Source organism: Pseudoalteromonas luteoviolacea NCIMB 1944, assembly GCF_001625565.1.
Lineage (GTDB): Bacteria > Pseudomonadota > Gammaproteobacteria > Enterobacterales > Alteromonadaceae > Pseudoalteromonas > Pseudoalteromonas luteoviolacea_F.
Genome location: NZ_AUXS01000013.1, coordinates 77745 through 99911 on the forward strand (window position 1 = coordinate 77745; position 22167 = coordinate 99911).

Annotated in this window: 23 protein-coding genes and 1 riboswitch; of the genes, 15 read left to right on the forward strand and 8 right to left on the reverse strand. The window is 43.1% G+C overall.

All coding sequences use genetic code 11. The annotated features are described in order from the left end of the window. Nucleotides 1-118: 118 nt before the first annotated feature. The 9 genes from N483_RS02265 to N483_RS02305 all read left to right on the forward strand — a co-directional run bounded on the left by N483_RS02265 (nucleotide 119) and on the right by N483_RS02305 (nucleotide 9075). On the forward strand, nucleotides 119-1198 hold the full coding sequence (locus N483_RS02265; RefSeq protein ID WP_023397684.1) for a pilus assembly protein PilM: 1080 nt from the start codon (nucleotides 119-121) through the stop codon (nucleotides 1196-1198). Beyond that, a complete protein-coding gene (locus tag N483_RS02270) occupies nucleotides 1186-1788 on the forward strand; it encodes a PilN domain-containing protein (protein WP_023397685.1) in 603 nt (200 codons plus the stop codon). Before N483_RS02265 ends, N483_RS02270 begins: the two co-directional genes overlap by 13 nt. Further along, the gene (locus N483_RS02275) at nucleotides 1785-2390 is read left to right on the forward strand and encodes a type 4a pilus biogenesis protein PilO (RefSeq protein WP_023397686.1); all 606 of its coding nucleotides are present in this window, start codon (nucleotides 1785-1787) and stop codon (nucleotides 2388-2390) included. The genes N483_RS02270 and N483_RS02275 overlap by 4 nt, the downstream gene beginning before the upstream one ends. Continuing rightward, the gene (locus N483_RS02280) at nucleotides 2387-2926 is read left to right on the forward strand and encodes a pilus assembly protein PilP (RefSeq protein WP_023397687.1); all 540 of its coding nucleotides are present in this window, start codon (nucleotides 2387-2389) and stop codon (nucleotides 2924-2926) included. The genes N483_RS02275 and N483_RS02280 overlap by 4 nt, the downstream gene beginning before the upstream one ends. A gap of 18 nt (nucleotides 2927-2944) precedes the next feature. Next, on the forward strand, nucleotides 2945-4978 hold the full coding sequence (gene pilQ, locus N483_RS02285; RefSeq protein ID WP_023397688.1) for a type IV pilus secretin PilQ family protein: 2034 nt from the start codon (nucleotides 2945-2947) through the stop codon (nucleotides 4976-4978). 151 nt (nucleotides 4979-5129) lie between these two features. Further along, on the forward strand, nucleotides 5130-5648 hold the full coding sequence (gene aroK, locus N483_RS02290; RefSeq protein ID WP_036975093.1) for a shikimate kinase AroK: 519 nt from the start codon (nucleotides 5130-5132) through the stop codon (nucleotides 5646-5648). Between the two features lie 28 nt (nucleotides 5649-5676). Further along, nucleotides 5677-6747, forward strand: coding sequence for a 3-dehydroquinate synthase (gene aroB, locus N483_RS02295; protein ID WP_023397690.1), 1071 nt, complete (start codon nucleotides 5677-5679; stop codon nucleotides 6745-6747). Further along, nucleotides 6747-8183, forward strand: coding sequence for an AAA family ATPase (locus N483_RS02300; RefSeq protein ID WP_023397691.1), 1437 nt, complete (start codon nucleotides 6747-6749; stop codon nucleotides 8181-8183). Before aroB ends, N483_RS02300 begins: the two co-directional genes overlap by 1 nt. A gap of 46 nt (nucleotides 8184-8229) precedes the next feature. Continuing rightward, complete coding sequence (locus N483_RS02305) at nucleotides 8230-9075, forward strand: Dam family site-specific DNA-(adenine-N6)-methyltransferase (protein WP_023397692.1); 846 nt, start codon at nucleotides 8230-8232, stop codon at nucleotides 9073-9075. On the opposite strand, the gene N483_RS02310 is transcribed toward N483_RS02305, so the two are convergent. Then, nucleotides 9072-9269, reverse strand: a complete 198-nt coding sequence (locus tag N483_RS02310; RefSeq protein WP_023397693.1) for a DUF2970 domain-containing protein — start codon at nucleotides 9267-9269, stop codon at nucleotides 9072-9074. The genes N483_RS02305 and N483_RS02310 overlap by 4 nt on opposite strands. Nucleotides 9270-9291: 22 nt before the next feature. After that, nucleotides 9292-9585 (reverse strand): hypothetical protein, encoded by a 294-nt coding sequence (locus N483_RS02315; RefSeq protein WP_023397694.1) that lies wholly within the window; start codon nucleotides 9583-9585, stop codon nucleotides 9292-9294. 172 nt (nucleotides 9586-9757) lie between these two features. On the opposite strand from N483_RS02315, the gene rpe reads away from it, so the two are divergent. The 3 genes from rpe to trpS are packed head-to-tail and all read left to right on the forward strand — an operon-like array spanning nucleotide 9758 to nucleotide 12134. Then, the gene (gene rpe, locus N483_RS02320) at nucleotides 9758-10447 is read left to right on the forward strand and encodes a ribulose-phosphate 3-epimerase (protein WP_023397695.1); all 690 of its coding nucleotides are present in this window, start codon (nucleotides 9758-9760) and stop codon (nucleotides 10445-10447) included. After that, complete coding sequence (locus N483_RS02325; protein ID WP_023397696.1) at nucleotides 10447-11115, forward strand: HAD family hydrolase; 669 nt, start codon at nucleotides 10447-10449, stop codon at nucleotides 11113-11115. Before rpe ends, N483_RS02325 begins: the two co-directional genes overlap by 1 nt. 14 nt (nucleotides 11116-11129) lie before the next feature. Further along, a complete protein-coding gene (gene trpS / locus N483_RS02330; protein ID WP_023397697.1) occupies nucleotides 11130-12134 on the forward strand; it encodes a tryptophan--tRNA ligase in 1005 nt (334 codons plus the stop codon). Nucleotides 12135-12206: 72 nt separating this feature from the next. On the opposite strand, the gene N483_RS02335 is transcribed toward trpS, so the two are convergent. The 5 genes from N483_RS02335 to dapA all read right to left on the reverse strand — a co-directional run bounded on the left by N483_RS02335 (nucleotide 12207) and on the right by dapA (nucleotide 16568). Further along, nucleotides 12207-12404: a hypothetical protein gene (locus tag N483_RS02335; protein WP_023397698.1), complete on the reverse strand. Its 198-nt coding sequence runs from the start codon at nucleotides 12402-12404 to the stop codon at nucleotides 12207-12209. Between the two features lie 208 nt (nucleotides 12405-12612). Next, complete coding sequence (locus N483_RS02340) at nucleotides 12613-13725, reverse strand: succinylglutamate desuccinylase/aspartoacylase family protein (RefSeq protein WP_023397699.1); 1113 nt, start codon at nucleotides 13723-13725, stop codon at nucleotides 12613-12615. A gap of 2 nt (nucleotides 13726-13727) precedes the next feature. Next, nucleotides 13728-14933, reverse strand: coding sequence for a PLP-dependent decarboxylase (locus N483_RS02345; RefSeq protein ID WP_023397700.1), 1206 nt, complete (start codon nucleotides 14931-14933; stop codon nucleotides 13728-13730). After that, nucleotides 14933-15673 (reverse strand): 2,3,4,5-tetrahydropyridine-2,6-dicarboxylate N-succinyltransferase, encoded by a 741-nt coding sequence (locus tag N483_RS02350; RefSeq protein WP_023397701.1) that lies wholly within the window; start codon nucleotides 15671-15673, stop codon nucleotides 14933-14935. Before N483_RS02350 ends, N483_RS02345 begins: the two co-directional genes overlap by 1 nt. Before the next feature lie 10 nt (nucleotides 15674-15683). After that, nucleotides 15684-16568 (reverse strand): 4-hydroxy-tetrahydrodipicolinate synthase, encoded by an 885-nt coding sequence (gene dapA, locus N483_RS02355; RefSeq protein ID WP_036975095.1) that lies wholly within the window; start codon nucleotides 16566-16568, stop codon nucleotides 15684-15686. A 118-nt stretch (nucleotides 16569-16686) separates the two neighbouring features. Beyond that, a riboswitch (Lysine riboswitch) is annotated at nucleotides 16687-16863 on the reverse strand. 226 nt (nucleotides 16864-17089) lie between these two features. On the opposite strand from dapA, the gene N483_RS02360 reads away from it, so the two are divergent. After that, on the forward strand, nucleotides 17090-18790 hold the full coding sequence (locus N483_RS02360) for a hybrid sensor histidine kinase/response regulator (RefSeq protein ID WP_023397703.1): 1701 nt from the start codon (nucleotides 17090-17092) through the stop codon (nucleotides 18788-18790). Nucleotides 18791-18881: 91 nt separating this feature from the next. On the opposite strand, the gene N483_RS02365 is transcribed toward N483_RS02360, so the two are convergent. Continuing rightward, nucleotides 18882-19760, reverse strand: a complete 879-nt coding sequence (locus tag N483_RS02365; protein ID WP_023397704.1) for a TraB/GumN family protein — start codon at nucleotides 19758-19760, stop codon at nucleotides 18882-18884. A 517-nt stretch (nucleotides 19761-20277) separates the two neighbouring features. Here N483_RS02365 and ilvG point away from each other — a divergent pair. Then, nucleotides 20278-21927: an acetolactate synthase 2 catalytic subunit gene (gene ilvG / locus N483_RS02370; protein WP_036975099.1), complete on the forward strand. Its 1650-nt coding sequence runs from the start codon at nucleotides 20278-20280 to the stop codon at nucleotides 21925-21927. After that, nucleotides 21924-22166, forward strand: coding sequence for an acetolactate synthase 2 small subunit (gene ilvM / locus N483_RS02375; RefSeq protein WP_023397706.1), 243 nt, complete (start codon nucleotides 21924-21926; stop codon nucleotides 22164-22166). Before ilvG ends, ilvM begins: the two co-directional genes overlap by 4 nt. The last annotated feature ends 1 nt before the right edge of the window (nucleotide 22167 follow it).

Below are 22167 nucleotides of genomic sequence, written 5' to 3' on the forward strand. Positions count from 1 at the left end.
AAATAATGCACCGTTGTTGTTTGGTAAGTATAATGCATAATACTTAAGGCGTATCAAATGTTAACTTCTAACCGAGAGCGCCAAAATAACGACTAATTTAAATACTTGGGTAAATTGCATGTTCGATCAAATATTTAAAAAGCACGCACCAATGATGGTTGGAGTAGATATTGGCTCACACTGTGTAAAAGCCGTGTTGCTAGCCGAGTCCAGTGCAGGTTACCGAGTCGAAGCTGTCGCGATAGAGCCTTTACCAAAAGGTGCAATGAAAGAGCGCGCTATTCAAGATATCGAAGCAATTGGTCGTGTTATCGCTAAACTAAAAAAGCGTCTTCCCAAAGGCACACAGTTTGCGTCGGTTGCTGTATCTGGTCAAACAGTCATCACGAAAATGATTTTTATGGATGTTTCGTTAACTGATGCTGAACTAGAGTCTCAAATTGCAATTGAAGCGGATAGCTTGATCCCATATCCACTGGATGAAGTCAGTTTGGACTTCGAAAAGCTGTCAGTAAATGAAGCGGATCCATCAAAAGTGAATGTACTGCTGTCTGCTGCTCGAACAGAAAGTGTGCAGGCCCGGGTTGGTGCACTCGAAGAGTCTGGGCTCAAAGCCAAGGTGGTTGATGTTGAAAGCTATGCCTTGGCACGCTCAGTGGATGTACTCTATGAGCAATTGCCTTCAGATGCATATGACAAAGTTGTCGGGATTATTGATATCGGTGCGGTTGTTACCTTGATTAGTGTGGTACAGTCGGGCAAAACTTTGTATACAAGAGACCAAGTTTTCGGCGGTGAACAATATACTAACAGCATTGTTGCTTACTATAATAAAACTTTTGATGAGGCTGAACTTGCAAAAACAACAGGTGATCTTCCTCCAAACTATACTTTTGAAGTACTAGCGCCATTTCAAACTTCTCTCTTACAGCAAATAAGGAGAGCGCTGCAAATGTTTATGACCACCAGTGGGCATGACCAAGTGGACTACATTATTTTAACTGGTGGAACTGCACTCGTTGAAGGCTTGGACAGACTACTAGTTGATGAGTTGGGTGTGCATAGCATTATTGGGGATCCATTTGCGAATATGGAAATTGCTCCTAAAGTAGATAGAAGTGTACTTAACCGCCATAGTGCGCAATTCTCGATAGCGACGGGACTGGCATTGAGGAGCTTTTCTGCATGCCACATATAAATCTACTCCCTTGGCGAGAGCAGCAACGACAGGCATCACAACAAAAGTTTTTGACAATTTTAGCCGTCATTGTCGCGACCAGTTTGGCACTTATGTATCTAATGGGCACGTTTTACGATGGCCTAAGACAGGGTCAGGAAATAAAAAATCGTTACCTCCAAGGTGAAATAGCTAAATTAGATGAGCGGATTGGCGAGATTGAAGGACTGAATAAACAAAAAGAAAATTTGCAGCGCAGAATTCGATTAATCGAAGTATTACAAAGCAACCGAAACTTAGGTACTCAGATTATTGATGAAGTGGCTCGGGTAGTGCCAGCTGGTGTTTATCTGACAAGCTTGGAGCGCACTGAAGATATGATTAAAGTTGTCGGGCGCAGTGAATCTAATAATCGTTTATCGCAAATGCTTCGCGCAGTGGAGTCATCTTACTTATTAGAAAAACCGGTTATTCAAGGCATCGTGGCAGGCAGTAATGACGACAGATTACTGAGTGATTTTATGATGCACTTTTACGTTAAATCTTTTGAACAGATGGAGCTTGAGCGTCAACAAAATAGCAGCGCCGAATCAGGAGTACCTAAATCGTGAAGCTTGATATCAAAGCATTGCAAGAAATCGACTGGAATGAAGTTGAGCTAGATAATATAGGTGAGTGGCCACTACCCGTTAAAATCATCTGTTGTTCGCTGGTTGTATTGGTGATGCTGATTATTGGTTACACTATGTTGGTTTCAACGTCGATAGACAGGTACGAATCGGCAGTAAGCAAAGAACAAGAGCTACGTAAGAATTACCGCATCAAGTATGGCCGAGCAAATAATTTAGAGTTGTATCGACAGCAAATGTTGGATATGGAAGACCAATTTTCCCAATTGCTTAGAAAATTACCGACTTCTAATGAAACTCCCGGCTTATTGGATGATTTAACCTATGTGGGTACTTCCAGTGGTTTAACCTTTTTAAAAATAGGTTGGTTGCCAGAAGTTAAAAAAGAATTTTATACAGAACTGCCAATAAATCTTGAAGTTGTCGGTACTTACCATGAATTTGGCGAATTCGTCAGTAAAGTTGCGCAGCTACCTCGAATAGTGAGCTTGCATGATTTTAGAATTGAAAACGCGGGAAATAACGCATTGGTTTTTGGTGTGGTCGCCAAAACCTATCGATATGAGCAAGGAGAGAGTCAATGATTCGGCTTGCGCCAACCTTGCTCACTTTACTGCTTATTGCCGGATGCAATGATGATACCGCAGAACAAAAAGAGTTTATTGATCGGGTCCAAGCCAGTGCAACGCCTTATATAGAGCCAATTCCTGAAATGATGAGCTTTGAACATTTCCAATATCAGGCATCTGATCTGCGAAGTCCTTTTGTTGCCCCGCAGCCTGAGGTGATTGAGAGTCGGTTAGTACAAATTAAAAATTGTCTTCATCCTGATCCCGAAAGACTGAGAGATCCACTGGAAAAATACCCATTGGACAACCTTATTATGAAAGGCATAATTGCAACAGAAGTAACAACTTGGGCATTGATCAAAGCGGCTGACCAAGGTTTGTATAGGATCCGAGAGGGGCAATATATGGGGCTCTATCATGGCGAAGTAGTAGGTGTGCACTCTGATAGAATTGAGTTAATGGAGCTTATCCCTGACGGTACTGGTTGTTGGAAAGAGCGACTCACAACAGTTGAGATGCCTGAAGCTGAAGAAATGGGCGCGAGTGAATAATAAAAAGGTGATACGACTATGACGCGCAACCTAGCAAATAGTTTTGCGAAAACATTAATTGGCGGTGCATTTTTAGGAGCTTCTATGCTCTCTCATGCTATCCCCATGCTCTATGATGTACGTTACAACCCAATTGCCTCGGGAGAGACTGAATTACAGTTGGTGTTCGATGAGCAGCTTGAAACCGAGCCTCAAGTACAAGTTTTGAGTGAACCAGCGCGATTGGAACTGTTTTTTGTCGGTGCGGAATTCGAAGAAAGCCTCAAGGAATTGGCAATTAACAAAGCTGGGATCCGAGCAATTAAAAGTAATATGGAGTCTGACGGCTTTAAAATTACTATCATGTTGGAAGAGCTAAAGTTATATAAGACAACGGTCAAAAATAACTTGGTGTATCTGCAGGTGTCAGATCAACCAATTCCAGACGAGAGTTCAGTTGAGCAAGCAAGTCAATATATTAATGGGATTCAGAGTATTGACTTTAAACGCACCTCAGAGGGGGCGGCACAGATCCTCGCATTTTTAGATTCGGCGCAAAGTGCAATAGATGTGCAACAAGTGGGTGATAAGATCATCGCTGATTTCCATCATATAAGTATTCCGGATGAACATTTATATGAGTTGGACGTAACAGACTTTGGCACAGTCGTTGGTAAAATTGAAACGTTCCGAGAAGATACTAAAACGCGAATAGTGATTGAGCCAAATTCTGCGTTTAAATTCAACTATCAGCAGCTAGAAAATATTTTCACTTTGACAGTTGAGAAAGACAGTAATGAATTTCAATTTGGTGAAAGCAAATCCTATCAGGGACAGCCTATCACCTTAAACTTTCAAGATATCCCGGTTCGCTCTGTGTTACAGATAATTGCGGATACCAATAATTTTAACTTGGTAACCAGTGACTCTGTATCGGGTAATATTACGTTGCGCTTAGATGGTGTTCCGTGGGATCAAGCGCTAGATGTGGTGTTACGGGTTAAAGGCCTTGATAAACGCATGGAAGGCTCTATCTTGATGGTTGCACCTTCTGAGGAGTTGAGTGCGCGAGAAGCAAAAGAGTTGCAAGCGAGAAAACAAGTAGAGGAACTAGAGCCTTTGTATACTGAATATATTCAGTTGAACTATGCAAAGGCACAAGAGTTTTCCGACTTGCTTAAAACTGACGTAAACTCAATTATCAGTTTACGTGGTAGCGTCTCTGTCGATGCGAGAACAAATACATTATTAATTAAAGATACCGCACGTAGTATCGAAAGTATCAGGCGGATGGTTGAGAAACTCGATGTACCTGTCAAACAGGTACGTATTGAGTCTCGTATGGTGACCGTGACGGATAATATTCAAGAAGATTTGGGGATCCGTTGGGGATTTAGCGATCAGCAGGGCAATGATGCATTATCTGGTAATTTAACTGCTGCTGATTTACTGTCTGGCGGGACGATCCCGGGACTGGAAGATAGATTGAATGTGAATTTACCCGCGCCTGCTACTGCTGCGAGTGTTGGTATGCACATTGCCAAGCTGTCTGACGGCACGTTAATAGACTTAGAGTTGTCGGCACTTGAGCAAGAAAATAAAGGTGAAATCATTGCCACGCCGAGTATCACAACGGCCAACCAGAAAACGGCCCGAATAGAGCAAGGTACCGAGATCCCCTTTGTTGAAGCGTCCTCTAGTGGGGCAACGTCTGTTGAATTTAAAAAGGCCGTGTTAAGTTTGGAAGTAACACCGCAAATTACACCAGATAATAAAATTATTTTAGATTTAATTATCACTCAAGATACGCGAGGTGATACAGTACAAACCGCCAATGGTCCTGCTGTGGCAATTAACACCCAACAAATCCAGACCCAAGTGTTGGTCGACAACGGCCAAACTGTTGTTCTGGGCGGTATTTACCAACAAGAAACAACAAATGCGGTGAGTAAAGTACCACTTCTTGGAGATGTGCCGTATCTTGGGGTGTTGTTTAGAAACACCAAAGAGATTAATGAAAAGAGAGAGTTATTGATTTTTGTCACGCCCAGAATTATGAATGACAATTTGTAATGGTGACAAATTAACAAATAAAGGCGGATTTTACGCCTTTTGACTTGAAATGTTGAATAGAATACTGAGATAATCCCCTCCTTAATTTTGGGGCCAGGTCGTTAGGCGGGGTTTTATTTCAAATTTTAGAGTTCGTTTGTACTAAATAGATATGGCTGAGAAACGTAATATATTTCTAGTAGGCCCTATGGGGGCTGGTAAAAGCACAATTGGTCGTCACATTGCCGATCAGTTACACCTTGAGTTTTTTGATTCGGATCAGGAAATAGAGCGCCGCACGGGTGCTGATATTGCTTGGGTCTTTGATATCGAAGGAGAAGAAGGTTTTCGTAAGCGTGAAGAAACTGTAATTTCAGACTTAACTGAGAAGCAGGGTATCGTACTGGCGACAGGCGGTGGTTCGGTGATCAGTAAAGAAGTGCGCAACAAACTGTCAGCTCGTGGGATTGTAGTATATTTAGAAACACCCATTGAAAAACAAGTGGCTCGAACACAGCGAGATAAGCGCCGTCCTTTATTGCAGACTGGTGAAGACTCAAGAAAAATTTTAGAAGATTTGGCTGAGCAACGAAACCACTTATATAGCGAAGTGGCTGACATTGTTGTACGCACTGATGAGCAAAGTGCCAAAGTAGTAGCAAATCAAATTATCGATAAATTAGATTTTTAATTGCCAATATAAAAAGGAGGGTGTAGTGATGCTTGAATTGAATGTGGATTTAAACGAGCGGAGCTATCCCATCTATATTGGAGAAAATCTACTATCGGACAAAGGGCGATTAATTGAACACGTAGGTCAAAGTCGCCCTGTGATCATTAGCAATGAAACAGTTGCACCTCTTTATCTCGAAGTCATTGAATCTCAACTCAGCGACTTATCTCCACTACACTTTGTTATTCCAGATGGCGAACAGTACAAATCCTTAGATTGGTTTGAGAAAATCTGCGCCTTCCTACTCGAAAATAACTGTGGCAGAGATACTTGTTTAATCGCTTTAGGCGGCGGTGTTATCGGAGATTTAACTGGGTTTGTTGCGTCAGCATACCAACGTGGTGTGCCATTCATTCAGATACCAACAACATTACTTTCTCAGGTAGATTCATCTGTGGGTGGTAAAACGGCAGTTAATCACCCTCTTGGGAAAAACATGATTGGTGCGTTTTATCAACCTAAAGCCGTTTTTATCGATACCAACTCGTTAAATACTTTGCCCGCACGGGAGTTTTCTGCCGGCATGGCTGAGGTGATAAAATATGGTCTTATCTATGATGCTGATTTTCTAACAAAGTTAGAAAGTGATGCGACCCAATTAAAATCGCTCAATACTGAGAGCCTTAATCAAATTATTTATCGCTGCTGTGAAATCAAAGCAGAAATTGTTGCTAAAGATGAAAAAGAAGCGGGTTTGCGTGCATTGCTTAATTTGGGACACACCTTTGGCCACGCTATAGAGGCGCAAATGGGTTATGGCAATTGGCTGCATGGTGAAGCGGTTGCGGCGGGCATTGCACTGGCCATGGAGCTTGGGCAACAGCGAGGTGACATTAACAAAGCAGAAGTAACACGTGTTCGCAACTTGCTGGCTCAATATGATTTGCCAACTTCACCCCCAACAGAAATGACGTCTGAGCAGTTTATTCACCATATGCGCAAAGACAAGAAAAATAAAAAAGGTAAAATCAGATTTATAGTACCAACTTCGCTAGGTGTATGTGAGCTGGTAGATGACGTGTCTGATGCTAATGTAGGTCATTTAATAGGGCAGTAATGCAGTCTCAAATATTGCCAAGCCGTTCTGCCTTGGTCGATAGAATTGCAATGCAATTTGAATATGGGCAGAGCTTAATTTGTCTGGTCGGCAATTCAGGCTTGGGTAAAAGCTATTTGGCTGAAAGCTTTATAACAGATAAATACAGTGATTTTTCGAAAGCCTTTATTCAATTAAGTGCACACACCAAAGATGTCGATATTGTTCGACAGCTGATGGAGCACACTTTTCGAGCGCCTCTGGTAGATCAAAAACTTTCACTGACGGAAAATTTTTTCGTTTTAAACAGCGAGCAACCAGCAGAGCCGTGTTTATGGGTACTTGATGGTGCAAGACACCTCAGTGATGAACTGATCCAGGAGCTGCAAAATCTCGCAGTAAGAGCGCCAAACACCCTTTACATATTAGTCACTGCACAAGCACCCAATATGTTGCCGAATGCATTGGATATTCATTTGGAGCCGCTGTCGCATGCTGAATCCAAGCAATTGATGAAAATGTTTTTTACGCAGTTGCCGCCTGATGATGATCCTATATTTAAAACATTCTTAACCGAAGCTCGGGGCAACCCAAGTGTACTGCTTGATTGGCAACAAGAAGAGCAGCAGCTTGATTTAAGAGCGGGTTTGCAGCCAAGGTTGAAACAAAAGCACTTTTTTATTGCTGCCTTTTCACTGATCCTCACTTTGTGTTTGGTAGCTGCTTTGTACAATAAGCAGTTACTTGATCTATTAGGAACAAAGCAAGAAATAGCGAAGCAACAGACCGCTATTTTATCTGAGCCGACTGTGCTTGAGGCAGAGCATGTGCTTGAAGCAAAGCAAGTGCAACCAGAAGTTGAGGCGGTATCTAAGTCTGCTCGAAGCGAACTTGAGGTACAAAATAAGCCAGAGCAAGAACAAGTCTCAGCTGTATTGAATGCATTGTTATCAGCGCCGTCGAGCAGTGTAACTAATAGTGAAGTGGCAGTCGATACTATGCAGCGCAGTGAAACTAGTGCCACAGAGCTCGGTCCTGAACTTGGCGAGCAAGATGTAGCGCAAGTTGTTACAGCATTACAGCCGAACAAACGCGCAGAGACTCAAACAGAAGCAAGCGCTCAAGTAGTGTCTGAAAATACCGATCACAGAGTAGATATATCTCATGATAATCAGTGGTTTTTATTAAGATCTGATACGGAGTGGAGCATTCAGTTGTTGGCTGTGACGGAAAGAAAAGTGGCCGATGATTTCATTGCTAAACATGCTTTGCCTAACATTAAAGTGGCTGAAGTGAACAAAAATGGCAAGGTTTGGTGGTTTGTTACTTTGGCACCTTTTGCTCAGCTAGATGACGCTAAATTGGCTCGAGGTAATTTAAATGCTGAATTATTGGCTGCTAAGCCCTTTTTTAAACGGATCTCCCAAATAAAGCAGCAAATCCAACAGTCACAGTAAAAAAAATAGTGTAAAATCCCGCTACTTTTGAGTAATTAGATCGATCATGCAGAAAAAAACCAGAGCCTTTCTTAAATGGGCAGGCGGAAAATATAGTTTAGTGGAAGAGATCACTAAACGATTGCGCAGTGCAAACAGTGAGGCAGAAACTTTGGTTGAGCCTTTTGTGGGTGCTGGCTCTGTGTTTTTAAATAGCGATTTTAAGCGTTATGTGTTGAATGACATCAATGCCGATTTAATTAACTTGTATAAAGAAATTCAGCGTGCACCGGATGAGTTTATCGCAGATGCGAAAAAGTTATTTGTTGAGCAAAATAACTGTGCGGATGCTTACTATGAATATCGTCAGCAATTTAACGAGTGCGTTGATGTTTATGAACGGGCCATTTTGTTTCTTTATATGAATCGCCATGGCTATAACGGGCTGTGTCGATATAATTTAAAGGGGATATTCAATGTGCCCTTTGGTAAGTACAAAAAGCCCTATTTTCCAGAAAATGAGTTATACCATTTTGCCGAGAAGGCCCAAAATGCAACCTTCACCTGTTTAAGCTATGAACAAGTGTTTAAACAGTTACCTAAAAACTCAGTGATTTACTGTGATCCTCCCTATGTACCTCTGAGCAAAACAGCCTCTTTTACAAGCTATGCCAAGGGTGGATTTAACCTTGATGATCAAGCCCAGCTGGCAAATCTAGCTGAGCGTGCCGCATTTGATAACAACAAACCTGTACTTATCTCAAATCATGAAACTGTATGGACGAGAAAAATATACAGTGAGGCGCATTTGGATGTAATTCAAGTAAAAAGGACAATCAGTCCAAAAGGGAATGGGCGCAATAAAGTCAATGAACTGATGGCGCTGTATAGCGCACATTCATCACGTAATTAATGATTTTGTGCGGTAGCAATAACACCATCAACAAGAAAAATTAAGCTAACAACGAAGATGACTACGAAAAGGGTTGCGATGACGGCGTATGGCCAAAAGTGACTACTTTTGAAGTCGCGGTGGTATTTTTTGCTGCTCTGTACGCCAAACATAGCAGCGAGGACGCTCTGAAAGATGCTTAAGAAAACCATCATGATGCGTCCTTTATGCTGTCAATTAAATTTTAGAAATGCTCGAACTGTCTTGTTGGTCATCAGAGCCAATTAAAAGCTCTAATAAATCTAGGTAGTGAAACTGTGCATTGCTGCTACCACCAGTTAACCACGCATACCAACTTGTATGTGCTTCGCGTTTGCAGTGCTGTTCATTATAATTGTAAGTTGAGTCGACACACTCACACTGACTAAACTGAGCCGTTTCAATATCGTTATCTCCAAATGAAAATACACCTACCGAAACCACAGCTGCGATTGCCAACAATACTGTCCGTGTTTGAAGCCATGTTACCATAACCATCCCCTCAGCGATTAGCTATCCTTAAATAGTACACTATGGATATTTATTAAACAATCGATTTATCTCTTTTCTCTGTAAGTTGCTCGCAAATTGGCAATTGCTTGCCCGTGTATTTCCGGGCAATTTAAGTTAAAGTAGCGGCGGAAGCTAACTTTAAGGGGAACTCATGTCTTCAGTAAATGCACAACCTGAATTTCTAATTGCACCATCTATTTTGTCAGCCGACTTCGCACGTCTAGGTAGCGATGTTGAAAAAGTAATTAATGCAGGTGCAGACGTCGTGCATTTTGATGTGATGGATAATCACTATGTACCAAATCTGACATTTGGGCCAATGATCTGTGAGGCACTAAGAAATTATGGTATTACAGCGCCAATTGACGTGCATTTAATGATTAAACCGGTAGATGCGTTGATCCCAAGCTTTGCCAAAGCAGGTGCTGACATCATTACATTTCACCCAGAGGCGAGTGAACATGTTGATCGCAGTCTTGCTTTGATCAAAGAGCAGGGGTGTGAGGCAGGCTTGGTACTTAATCCTGCTACGTCATTACATTGCCTTGACTATGTTATGGACAAAGTTGATCAAATATTACTGATGTCAGTGAACCCAGGTTTTGGTGGGCAAAGCTTTATTCCCAATACACTCGATAAACTAAAACAAGTAAGAGAGCGTATCGAAGCATCAGGTAAAAAAATTCGCTTAGAGGTCGATGGCGGTGTGAAGGTAGACAATATTGCGCAAATTGCAGCAGCTGGCGCAGATATGTTTGTGGCGGGTTCAGCTATCTTTAATCAACCTGACTATAAATCGGTTATTGATGCAATGCGTCAAGAGCTCGCTAAGGTACGCTAATGAATATCGAAGGGATTTTATTCGATCTTGATGGCACCTTAGTCAACAGTATTCAAGATATGCACTTAGCGCTCAATTTGGCGCTATCAGATGTTGCTTTTCCTGTTGTTTCACAAATGCAGGTACAACAATGGGTTGGAAATGGCATAGACAAGCTCGTCCAGCGTGGACTGAGCTGTGATAGTGAGATTAACCCTGATCTCTCAGCGACGCTTGTCAAACAAGCAACAGAGAGATTTAAATCACACTACCAAGAGTTAGTCGGTGAGTATGCCGAGCTTTACCCCGGTGTAGAATTAGGCCTATATGAACTCGGGAGTGTACCAAAAGCATTAGTGACGAACAAAGATAGAGTATTTACATTACAACTTTTGCAAAAACTTAACATTACCAAGCATTTTGATGTTATCGTATGTGGTGATGATGGAAACAAGAAACCAGATCCTCAATTGCTTGAGAAAGCGTGTGAACAACTCGGTGTGAGCGCTTCTCAAGCCATTATGATAGGTGATTCCAAAAGTGATATTTTAGCGGCACACAGTGCGGATATGCCTGTGATCGCTTTGAACTATGGGTATAATCAGGGGGAAGCACTCTCGCAATTTAATCCACAGTACCTCTGTGAGCAGTTCTCAGATATAATTCCCATTTTAACAAACCATAATTGAGATAAAGGAACAAGATGACAAAACCAGTAGTATTAAGTGGCATTCAGCCAACCGGTGGTATGACAATAGGCAATTACGTAGGTGCCATAAACCAGTGGCTTAAGCTACAAGAAGATCACGATTGTTTCTTTATGTTAGTTGATCTTCACGCCATTACTGTGCGCCAAGACCCTGCCGCTTTGCGCGAGCGTGTATTAGATGGCATTGCTATGTACACAGCATGTGGTATCGACCCTGAGAAGTCGGCACTCTTTGTTCAGTCTCAAGTACCTGAACATGCGCAGTTAGGCTGGGTACTAAACTGCTATGCACAAATGGGTGAATTGAATCGCATGACCCAATTCAAAGATAAGTCGTCGAAGCATGCGAATAATGTCAACGTCGGTTTATTCTCATACCCAGTGTTACAAGCTGCCGATATTTTATTGTATCAAGCAGATCAAGTACCAGTGGGTGAGGATCAGAAGCAACACCTAGAGCTCACACGTGACATAGCGACGCGTTTCAACAATATTTATGGTGATGTATTCAAAGTACCAGAGCCGTACATTCCTGAGCTAGGCGCGCGCGTAATGAGCTTGCAAGATCCGTTGAAAAAGATGTCAAAGTCTGATGACAATCCAAATGCGTTTGTCTTGCTATTAGACGAACCAAAAAAGATTGAGAAAAAACTCAAAAAAGCCGTGACGGACTCGGACGAACAGGCGCGTATTTATTTTGACCGACAAGAGAAACCGGGTGTATCTAATCTGCTAACTTTACTGTCAGTTGCAACGGGCCGTTCAGTAGAAGCACTTGTGCCAGAATACGAAGATAAAATGTATGGCCATTTGAAAAAGGATACGGCTGCTGCTGTGGTTGAAATGTTAACGCCAATCCAAGAGCGCTTTAAAGAAATTAGAGCTGATCAGGCGCTTCTTGACAATATTATGCGCAGTGGTGCAGAAAAAGCAGGTGAACGCGCCGAAAAAACACTGAAATCGGTTTATGACGCATTAGGGTTTATTCCTCGCCCATAGCTTACCGAGTGTAAATGACAAAAAAGCCAACGTGTGCACACGTTGGCTTTTTTACTTTTAAGGGGGGGGGGCCTAACGTGTAACGCAGTAAATCCCCTGATTAGTCTTACAAGCATCGCCAGTCGGGCAAGTTCTCTGTCTAACTGTAGTAGTTGCAGGTGTCGGCCATGACCCTGTACCGCCAGCTACATGGGGCGTGTTTTCATTAGGTAGCAATTGTTTATCTTGTGACAGGGTTTTTAGGTGTTTTTTATTTATTTGCATTTTCATCATTATTTCCTTTTAAAAATCTGCATTAACGAATTAATAGGTTGTTTAAAATTCAACCGCTTGTAAAGTGAGATAAATTCAAATACGCAAAAGGATTTCTAAAGATGGTAGGCACTAGAGATATGGTGAAAAATTAAAAAAAGGGTGGCGACCATGTCACCACACCTTAGCAAGTAAGTCTCAGACCTACCTACTCTCACGCAATTTTTTAGAGTTCAAAGTAATTAGTAAATAACTTATACAGTTCGGTACCTTGGTTTACACTTGCAGAAGCAAAGTGCAATATGGCAATGGCATCACTGTCAAACGTAATCGGGTTTAAAGCCTCGCCTTGCGCATATTTGTCCATACGCAAAATATTGACGAGTGTCTCTCCGGCTTTAATATGTCCACCAAGCGCAGCTTGGTATTCCACCATACCGCCTATCGGGGCGTAAAAGGCTACATAGTCTTGCAAATAGCAAGCATATCGTTGTATTGGTTTAGGTTGGTACGTACTGTCTAGGATCACTTCTTTATGAGTTAGATAGCTCAGGAGGCTATTGGCATCTTGTTGTGCTTCGCTCAGGTCAATGTGCTCCTGAGATCCAAGCTCTACAGTAAATGCCTCATTTGCCGTTGTAAAATCTCTACCTAGTGCGCTGAACGCCTCGCTGAGTTGCCACCAAGGACAAAAACAAGCTTCGTCCATTGCACCATCAAACTCATTAGGGATCAGTAATGTGTGAGGAATGTCAAAGTATTTAGCGCTCGCCTGTGCATATTCTGGGCAGTACAAGTGTTTTGCAGAAACAGGTCCCGTATGTAAATCAAGGACTAAGTCAGCCTCATGAGCAAGGCGTTGAAGATTGACTGCAATGCGCTTGCCGGTTTTGAGCTGGTGTAACGGTTGGGTAAGTATCTCATCCGTTTTACTAATTAATAGCTGTTTAAATTCTCTGCGGATCACTTGCTCAGAAGCATCAACGTACTTTTCGGCAAAGTCAGCGACCAGATGAGTATGATCATGATACAGGCGATTCCAATTCTCTCCGGTGATGGGGTCAAAGCGGCCCAGTGTAAACTCTCCTGACTTTTGATTACATCCGATCGGATTTGCATAGGGAACCAAGGTAATTGAACCGCGCAATTGAACGGTTTTTAGCTTTTCTAGTAAAGCATAGATCACGGCATTGCCCTGCACTTCGGCGCCATGCATATTTGCTTGAATGTAGACTTTGGGTCCTTCGCACTGATCACCAACAGTAAAAACAGGGATCGACATAGCTTGGCCGTTAGCCAGCTCTGCAACTTGAATGGATGTTTGGGTTATCTGATTCATGGTTACCTCAAATAATTCTGCGGTGTCAGTGGGGGTCTAACGCAGCGTGTTTGACCGGACTGGTAGGTGTACTCGCTTGGCAGGGTATGGCAGAGAAAGTAGGGCATACTTTCAGTGAAACCATAGGCACCACACTGACTAAATACAATCCAATCTTGTTCGGATATATCGCTTGGAAGTGTATGTTCCCCCAAGTGATCTAAGGCTGTGCATAGTGGGCCGTGCAGGGTAAACGTCTTCGGCGCAGAGCTGCTGTCACGTAACAGTTCGGCGGGAAATGCCTGTGCGGTTACGGCCGGGCGCAAAATATGATTTATGCCGCCTGCTAGTATCAACTGATTGCTACTGTAGTTGCGCTTTTGTTCCACAACAGGGTTAATATAATAGCCGCATTCACCCACCGCATACCTACCTAGCTCCATCCACAGCTCATCTACATTGGCTTGTTTCTTAATGTTTTCTAAGCTGTCTAAAATAGCACACCAATCAATCGCAGATTGAGATGCGGTGTAAGGAATGCCTAAGCCTCCACCTAAATCTAAAACACGCAAATTGATATTGAGTTGTTCGGCTAAAGTCACGAGTGGGTCTATCATTTGCTGCCATAGAGAAGCTAATTTTGCCGCATCTAGCATATTACCCCACTGGAAGATATGCAGACCGACAAAATCCAAATGATCATATTCACTGATAGACAGTGATGACCATTCCTGTGTTCCTAAACCAAATGGCGTTAAGCTATCTCCGCCTAATGGGTTTTTTTCATTATCGGGCCAGCGTAACTGAACGCGTAGCAAGATACGTAATTGAGCATTATGACGCTTGGCTGCATCTTGCAGCCAAGCAACCTGATTGAGGCTTTCCGCTACAAAGGTGGTTACACCTGAGTTTAAGAATTCTTCAATTTGGCGTTTGGACTTAGCTGGTCCTGTATTGAGTACGCGGTTCGCATCGATGCCTTGTGCTAAAACCTGTTGCAATTCGCCGCTACTGGCAACATCAAAATCAAATCCCGCTTGGTCTAATGTTTGAATAATACTAGACAATGGGTTTGCCTTGACTGCATACCAAAGTTTCACAACGGTTTGTTCACTTAATTGTCTCAGGTGAGCGTGCAACGCATCTAAATCGTAAAAATAGAACGGTTCATGCTGGTTCTGCGCCAGAGCAGAAATCGCTGTTTTTACTGGCGTACTCAAAGCAGACATTAGCGCAGCACCTCTTCTAACTCAAGGGCTGCATCACTTTGCTCATCGCGGTATTTGACGATAAGAGCACAGGACAAGCTTAGACCTTGCTGTTGTGCCCATTCACCATTTGCAGGGCGAGAGCCTGGGATAACAATGGCATTTTCAGGGATTGCTTCGCCTTTTTCTAATACCCTTTCGTTAACGCAGTCATACACAGGAATACTTGCAGAGAGACGAACGCCAGGTGCCAATACAGCGCCTTTTTTCACTACAACGCCTTCAACTAAAACGCAACCTGCGCCAATGAAAGCATCGTCTTCCACGACCACTGGGCTTGCCCCGACCGGCTCTAATACACCGCCTACCTGTACGGCCGCGCTGAGATGCACATTTTTACCAATTTGTGCACAAGAGCCAACCAAAGCATGGCTATCTACCATAGTACCTTCATCGATATACGCACCGATATTCACGTAAGCTGGTGGCATAATAATTGTGCCTGAAGCGACATATGCGCCACGTCGAACGCTGCTTCCACCTGGGACCATTCTCACACCGGCTTCAGCCGCGAATCCTTGAGGTGCTAAGTTATCTTTGTCGACAAAGCCTCCTGGGTATTCTGTATTTGTACCGTTTCTAAAGGCTTCTAGGATACCTTCTTTGACCTCGACATTGGCATGCCAGTTGCCTTGTTCATCCTGTGTCGCTGCGCGAACAGTGCCATTTTCTAGGTTGTTTAATAGGGTTAACCAGCTCATGTATACTTCCTTAACTCCAAGATAAAATAGTTGAATTTGCGGTTTTGATAAACGTTGTGTCACTGAGCTCTAAGTGGGTCAGTGGTGGGCGAAGACGCGGCGAAGCCAGCTGTCCTTGCAAGTGCATTAAGACCTTGACGGGGATCGGGTTGGCTACGCTAAACAAGCTGTTTACCGCGTCTGTCCAAGTGGTAAATAAATTTGGAAACGTGCCAGCAAGCGAGCGCTTTACAAACTCTGCTGTTTGCTGAGGCCAAGCATTGGCAGCAACAGAGACAAGGCCTGCTGCGCCCGCTTGTGCAAAGTACGGCATCAATCCATCGTCTCCACTATAAATAGCGAGATCAGGTGATGCTTTGCGGAAAGATTCAAAGGTAGCAATATCACCACTGGCTTCTTTGAGCGCCCATAGTTTGGGATGGGAAGCAAGATTTTCAATAACATTTGGGCTTATTGAAACAGCGCTGCGTCCAGGAACGTTGTACAACATGCATGGGTGATTACTGGCATCCAATAATGTTTTAAACCAGTGTGTCAGGCCCACGTTACCTGGCTTCGCGTAGAGCGGTGAGCCAACCAAAAAGGCATCGATCGGTTGGGTGTTGCAAAATTCAACCCAGTCGAGTTGTAACGCAAGATCATGGCCGCCAATAGCAACCATCAATGGCACCGTTGGCGACAGCTCACAAACATAACGCACAATGTCGCGCTGCTCTTGCTGTGACAGTGCAAGCCCTTCACCGGTACTACCGAGTAAAAGTATGCCATTACCAGCTTGTTGTTGTGCAAGTACTAGTTGCGCTAACGTGTGAAAATCAACGTGGTTGTTATCGTCGAACGGCGTAACAAGCGCTGTCCATAACGGGTAGTCAGATAAGTTGTATTTAGATTTCATCTCTACCGAACTTAAATGCAGCTCGGAAGGTGACTTGAAGTGCAAATCCAGCTTCCGAACAATTAAAATTCGAAGAGCAATGGACTTAAAATAGCATAAGGCATGGCCTTATCTTTCTAAGACCAGAAGCTCTCCACCAAATATGTTGGTGACAGTCGCTGGGATTCAGCCCATGCGCCCGAAAAAATCAATTAGCAAAGATGATTTCTTCTCGGCGTTAATTCCCCTCACTAAATGTCATCGGAGTTTGCTCTCCTCAATTTAGCTACCTGAATAACGCACCTCTTCCAGCCCTCAAAATAGCCATTACAGCTATTTTGCGATAATAGGGTCAGACGGGATTGAAACATTTTGGCCGTCTAGGTGTCAAGCTCCAATCTGTAAAAGACTGAAATTAAGCTACACTTCTGTTTGTATACAGCTCAATTTTATCTCTATTATTTTGCGCCAAACACGGAGGCAGCCGGTTGCTTAAGATATTGAAAACATTTCGCTTCAGGTATATTTTAGCGATTTCTATTATGATCATTGTCATCACTACGGCGATGGCAACAATGCAGATACTCTTGTCTCAGCAAGCTGCCAGTACTTACGTGATCAATACGGCGGGGATGCAGAGAATGCTGTCGCAAAAAACGGCGTTACTATTAGGGGCTGAGTACATACGCGAGCATCCAGGTACGTTTGATGAACAGCAAATGCTGCGTGATGCATTAGATAAAATGGCTGAAAACCAAGCTTTTTTATTAGCAAAGTCGGGTGGTAGATATAGTCATTTATCTTCTGACCTGCAACAGTTTTATTTTCACCCCCCGGTTGCATTGGCAGCACGGGTTGAAGAGTACATTGATTTAGTCAAAACTGCGCATAGCCTAGCCCTTGTCGGCAATTTGAAAGTCGAAAAATTAATCCAAGTGCAATCTCGAGCTAACGAACTTTTAGTTGCACTAGATCAGGCGGTTACACTACATGAGTTAGTTGCTACTAACAAAGTAAAGAAGCTGCAAAATGTCGAGTTATTTATTTGGCTATTTGGCATGCTGATCCTCATTATTGAAGCGCGTTGGATTTTCTATCCGATGGAAAAAAGCATTCAAAATAAAATTACGCGGCTTCAGACACTGCGCATTGAAGCCAATCGCTTGAAGCGTAGTAAGAGTGAGTTCTTGGCGCGAGCAAGTCACGAGATGCGTACACCACTGCAAGCCGTTATGGGGTATCTTGCGCTGTTTAAAGAATCAGCTCAACCTGCTCATTTAGAGGTTGTCGAGCACGCTGCAAAGCAGCTCAATATTCTGCTCTCAGCAATAGATGATTACAATGTTCTATCAGAGAATAAAGAAATTAAGTTAGACAATAAAACCGCTTGTCTATTTGATACTTTGTCTCACTCGTTAGCAATTTATAAGCCTCTGCTACAGCAAAAATCATTAAATTTTACAACGGACTTAGGGTCTGGTTTATCTCAAGTTGTCGATTGTGATCACAATCGGTTAGCTTGGTTGGTTGGGCAAATATTAGATAATGCTGTGAAATACACTGAATACGGAGAAGTGAGGCTAGAAGCGGATTGTCATCAAAGGAGTGAAGAAGAAGCCATCTTTCACTGCCTGATCACAGATACCGGGCCAGGTATAAGTCAAACCCAAGCCAAAATTGATGAAGAGGAGAATTATCAAGGTATGCAGTTGGGGCTGACTCGCGCACAGCTCATCATCAATATGCTCGGTGGCGAAATGAGTTTTACGGATAATATACCAAGCGGTACGCAGGTATTATTAGAGATCCCGGTGAAAGTGGCTAAATCAGCTGCATTGACACCGTTTGAATTGAGTCGAGAAAATCCGGCTTTATTGGTGGAGGACAACTTACTAAATGCGCGTGTTGTCGTGACATTATTGGAAAAGTTGGGCCTGTCAGTAATACATGTAGTAAATGGGCAAGAAGCGCTATCTGAGCTACAAAAGCAAGAGTTTAGTTTGGTATTGATGGATTTAAATATGCCTGTGATGGATGGTTTCACGGCAATAAAAATGATCCGCCATAACCTTGGACTAGAGTTGCCCATCTTGGTGCTTACCGCAAATACCACGGAGCAGGCTATTAATAGAGTGTATGAATTAGGTGCGAATGCCCATTTATTTAAACCTGTGGATTTAAAAACCTTACGAGAAAAGGTCGAACTGCTAATCACCCCCTCGGTAGTGAACGACTCACTGTAATAATTAACGGTTTTTAAGATGGTTAGGTTAGGTGGCGGAGTTTTCTTGGTAGATAAAAGGAGCGGTGCAAGGCATCCTTACACCGACCAATTTATATTCTCTTCACTTTAAAGCCTTGCGCTTTTAGCAATTCAATCAGGCCGTGTTGTTTGGGCAAGTGCAGTGCACCTACGGCAATGAAATGCGATGTTTTACCCATATTGGGGGCAAGAGTGCGAACCCAGGTATGGTTGCGATCAATTACGAGAACTTGTTCGGCAAGCCGTGCATATTTTGAGTCATCAAAGCTCAGCTCGTAGTACTTGCCCAGTTTAGCATCATCACCTGTTTTCCAGGCTTCTATCATATCTTTAATGAATTTATCAGCTTCTTCCATTTGAGAGAGAGTTTGCGTCACCATCTCATCGCTCATAATCGCGATCTGGCTGAACATTTCTAATTGTTGCTCAAATAACTCCAGCTCTTTAATGTTTTTTTTATGTTTAATTGCGTGTGCAATAACTTGTTTATCTATGCCATAAGTATCAGTTAATCCCGCTTTTTGATATTCAAGTTGCACAATTGTGAGCATAACAGCCCACGCTGGCGTACTGTTGAATAGTGCGATATTGATCCCCCGCTTGGTAAAATAGGCTTCGAGTTGTTTATAAACTTTTTGGGAGACTGCCAGTGGCAGAGGGCGGCTATTGGAATTGGCAATAAATGCGGCTGTTTTAGTCTGAATTTCAAATGCTGACAGCGCGCTCATATTGAGCTCTACAACGGTATTCTCAGCCTGCTCAATGGCACTTTTAACCTTGCCAGGCAATCCTTGCATACTTGGATCACCAACATGAACAGTACCGAATAAATAGGAAGTCACCCCGTTTTTTTCTACGCTCCACAGTGCTGGAGCAGCTTGACTTAGTGTGCTAAAAAACAGCAATAAGCAAAATGACGAGACTAATTTAAAAAACAAAATGTGTTTCACTGCGGTGGTCCTTTTATGTCTTGGATTAAACATCATAATCAATTGAATAAGTAAATCACAAAAATTTAATACAGAAATCTGACATGCATAATTGTCTTCGATATATTGAGGTAGTTTACCCTAATGTAAGTTTGCCCCTATTGTTTTGAATTAAAATATCGTAAATGGGTTGTTTTTGGGTTTTTTACTTCTCTATTTCTGTTTTTTTACAATGAAATGGCATAGTTTTTATGGTTGACATGTCACCTGTCGCAGGTTACTAATAGAATAAAGAACAGGCAGACAGTATTCGTCTGCCAGTGGATGCAATCAAGCACAGTACAATTTTTTGGATTTGGATTTATGTTACTAACAGCAAAACTACTAGTCGTGATTATCAACGTGGTGATTATTATTACCGCGGGGGCTTTGTAGTGCTGTAAGAAAAGAATCAGCTAAAAGCCCCCCGCACTGAAAAGTTCGGGGGGCTTTTTCGTTTTAGGGCAAAAAAACAGAGCAAAGGGCAATGAGCAAAACAATGACAGGCGCACAAATGGTAATCGATATCCTTGTTAAACAGGGGATCTCAGACGTATTCGGCTACCCAGGCGGGGCAATTATGCCGATTTACGATGCGTTGTATGGTGCGCCACTCAAGCATTATTTAACTCGCCATGAGCAAGGAGCAGGGTTTGCGGCAGTTGGCTATGCACGCAGCACGGGTAAGTTAGGTGTTTGTTTTGCTACTTCGGGGCCTGGCGCTACGAATTTAGTGACGGCACTGGCTGATGCAATGATGGATTCGGTTCCGCTTTTGGCAATCACTGGACAAGTTCCTACTGCGGCGATTGGCTCAGATGCATTCCAAGAGGTTGATGTTTTGGGGATGTCCTTATCCTGTACGAAACATAGTTTTATGGTAGAGCGTGCAGAGGATTTGGCTGAAGTACTGCAACAGGCGATGCACTTAGCGGTATCTGGTAGACCTGGACCTGTATTAGTTGATATTCCAAAGGATATTCAACAAGCACTAGTGCCTTTTTCTCCTTGGAGTGCAGACACTCAGACGCAAGAAGCACCGATATTAAATGATCTAGCTTTGGCTAATGAGCTATTGAGAAAAGCCTCAAAGCCAGTGGCGTATGTCGGTGGTGGCGTTCATAGCGCAGATGCACAACCTGCATTGATGGCATTTTTGGAGCAAACCCAGATGCCTGCAGTGTCCACTTTGAAAGCGCTTGGCAGTGTTTTACCTGAATACGAGTACGATTTGGGCATGCTGGGTATGCACGGGACCAAGGCGGCGAACTTGGCTGTGCAAGAATGTGACTTACTAGTATGTATCGGTGCTCGGTTTGACGATCGGGTGACGGGAAATTTGGCCAAGTTTGCGGCGAAAGCAAAAGTGATCCACTTAGACATTGATGCTGCAGAAATAGGCAAACGCAAGCCAGCAGCGGCTTCATTGGTGGCTGATTTAAATGTCTCTTTGCCTCTATTACAGGGAGTTTTGGCGCCTGCGGATTGGCGTGAGCATATCAGCCATATGCAGCGAGAGTATGCTTGGCGCTATGACTACCCTGGGGAGAAAGTTTTTGCGCCTTATTTGCTTAATAAATTGAGCCAAGATGTACCTCAAGATACGGTTGTTTGTTGCGATGTGGGCCAGCATCAAATGTGGGTTGCACAGCATATGAAATTCAGTCATCCGAGCAACCATCTCAGCAGTGGCGGCGCTGGTACTATGGGATTTGGCCTACCGGCGGCAATTGGGGCGAAAATTGCTCGCCCGGACAATATGGTTATCACGGTTTCAGGCGATGGTTCCATCATGATGAATATCCAAGAGTTAGCGACCATCAGAAGAAATAACCTTGCCGTCAAGATAGTTATTCTAGACAACCAAAGGCTAGGTATGGTGAGACAGTGGCAAGAGTTATTTTTCTCGGCGCGATATAGTGAAACAAACTTGTCGGATAACCCTGATTTTGTGCAGCTGGCCGCTGTGTTTGGTATCCCTGGACAAACTATCACACATGCATCGGAAGTAGATGATGCAATTGAAAAACTAGTAAATAGCTCTGGTCCTTACATTTTACATGCCTGTATTGATGACAAAGAAAATGTTTGGCCTCTTGTACCGCCGGGTGCGGCAAATGATGAAATGTTAACGGAGAACACACAATGAAACATCAATTAACTGTGGCTGTAAAAAATCAAAGCGTTGCTGTTGAGCGTTTTCTACGTGTGGCTCGACACCGTGGATTTCGTCTAATGCAACTGCAATTAGAGGGGCAGGATGAGTTGTTTCTCGTCAAAATGACAGTAGATAGTGAGAAACCTATCTATCTATTAACATCACAATTAAATAAGCTAGTGGATGTGCAGTCGGTTGATTTGCATACATTACAGCAGCAGGCAATATAAC

Bases quoted from the DNA above. Each gene is read 5' to 3' on its own strand.
- N483_RS02300 (WP_023397691.1), top strand. From the start codon at position 6,747: ATGCAGTCTCAAATATTGCCAAGCCGTTCTGCCTTGGTCGATAGAATT.
- N483_RS02345 (WP_023397700.1), bottom strand. From the start codon at position 14,933: ATGTCTGCTTTGAGTACGCCAGTAAAAACAGCGATTTCTGCTCTGGCG.
- N483_RS02325 (WP_023397696.1), top strand. From the start codon at position 10,447: ATGAATATCGAAGGGATTTTATTCGATCTTGATGGCACCTTAGTCAAC.
- N483_RS02315 (WP_023397694.1), bottom strand. From the start codon at position 9,585: ATGGTAACATGGCTTCAAACACGGACAGTATTGTTGGCAATCGCAGCT.
- aroK (WP_036975093.1), top strand. From the start codon at position 5,130: ATGGCTGAGAAACGTAATATATTTCTAGTAGGCCCTATGGGGGCTGGT.
- pilQ (WP_023397688.1), top strand. From the start codon at position 2,945: ATGACGCGCAACCTAGCAAATAGTTTTGCGAAAACATTAATTGGCGGT.
- N483_RS02360 (WP_023397703.1), top strand. From the start codon at position 17,090: ATGATCATTGTCATCACTACGGCGATGGCAACAATGCAGATACTCTTG.
- N483_RS02265 (WP_023397684.1), top strand. From the start codon at position 119: ATGTTCGATCAAATATTTAAAAAGCACGCACCAATGATGGTTGGAGTA.
- N483_RS02335 (WP_023397698.1), bottom strand. From the start codon at position 12,404: ATGAAAATGCAAATAAATAAAAAACACCTAAAAACCCTGTCACAAGAT.
- N483_RS02310 (WP_023397693.1), bottom strand. From the start codon at position 9,269: ATGATGGTTTTCTTAAGCATCTTTCAGAGCGTCCTCGCTGCTATGTTT.
- aroB (WP_023397690.1), top strand. From the start codon at position 5,677: ATGCTTGAATTGAATGTGGATTTAAACGAGCGGAGCTATCCCATCTAT.
- N483_RS02280 (WP_023397687.1), top strand. From the start codon at position 2,387: ATGATTCGGCTTGCGCCAACCTTGCTCACTTTACTGCTTATTGCCGGA.
- N483_RS02350 (WP_023397701.1), bottom strand. From the start codon at position 15,673: ATGAGCTGGTTAACCCTATTAAACAACCTAGAAAATGGCACTGTTCGC.
- N483_RS02305 (WP_023397692.1), top strand. From the start codon at position 8,230: ATGCAGAAAAAAACCAGAGCCTTTCTTAAATGGGCAGGCGGAAAATAT.
- rpe (WP_023397695.1), top strand. From the start codon at position 9,758: ATGTCTTCAGTAAATGCACAACCTGAATTTCTAATTGCACCATCTATT.
- N483_RS02340 (WP_023397699.1), bottom strand. From the start codon at position 13,725: ATGAATCAGATAACCCAAACATCCATTCAAGTTGCAGAGCTGGCTAAC.
- ilvG (WP_036975099.1), top strand. From the start codon at position 20,278: ATGACAGGCGCACAAATGGTAATCGATATCCTTGTTAAACAGGGGATC.
- N483_RS02270 (WP_023397685.1), top strand. From the start codon at position 1,186: ATGCCACATATAAATCTACTCCCTTGGCGAGAGCAGCAACGACAGGCA.
- dapA (WP_036975095.1), bottom strand. From the start codon at position 16,568: ATGAAATCTAAATACAACTTATCTGACTACCCGTTATGGACAGCGCTT.
- trpS (WP_023397697.1), top strand. From the start codon at position 11,130: ATGACAAAACCAGTAGTATTAAGTGGCATTCAGCCAACCGGTGGTATG.
- ilvM (WP_023397706.1), top strand. From the start codon at position 21,924: ATGAAACATCAATTAACTGTGGCTGTAAAAAATCAAAGCGTTGCTGTT.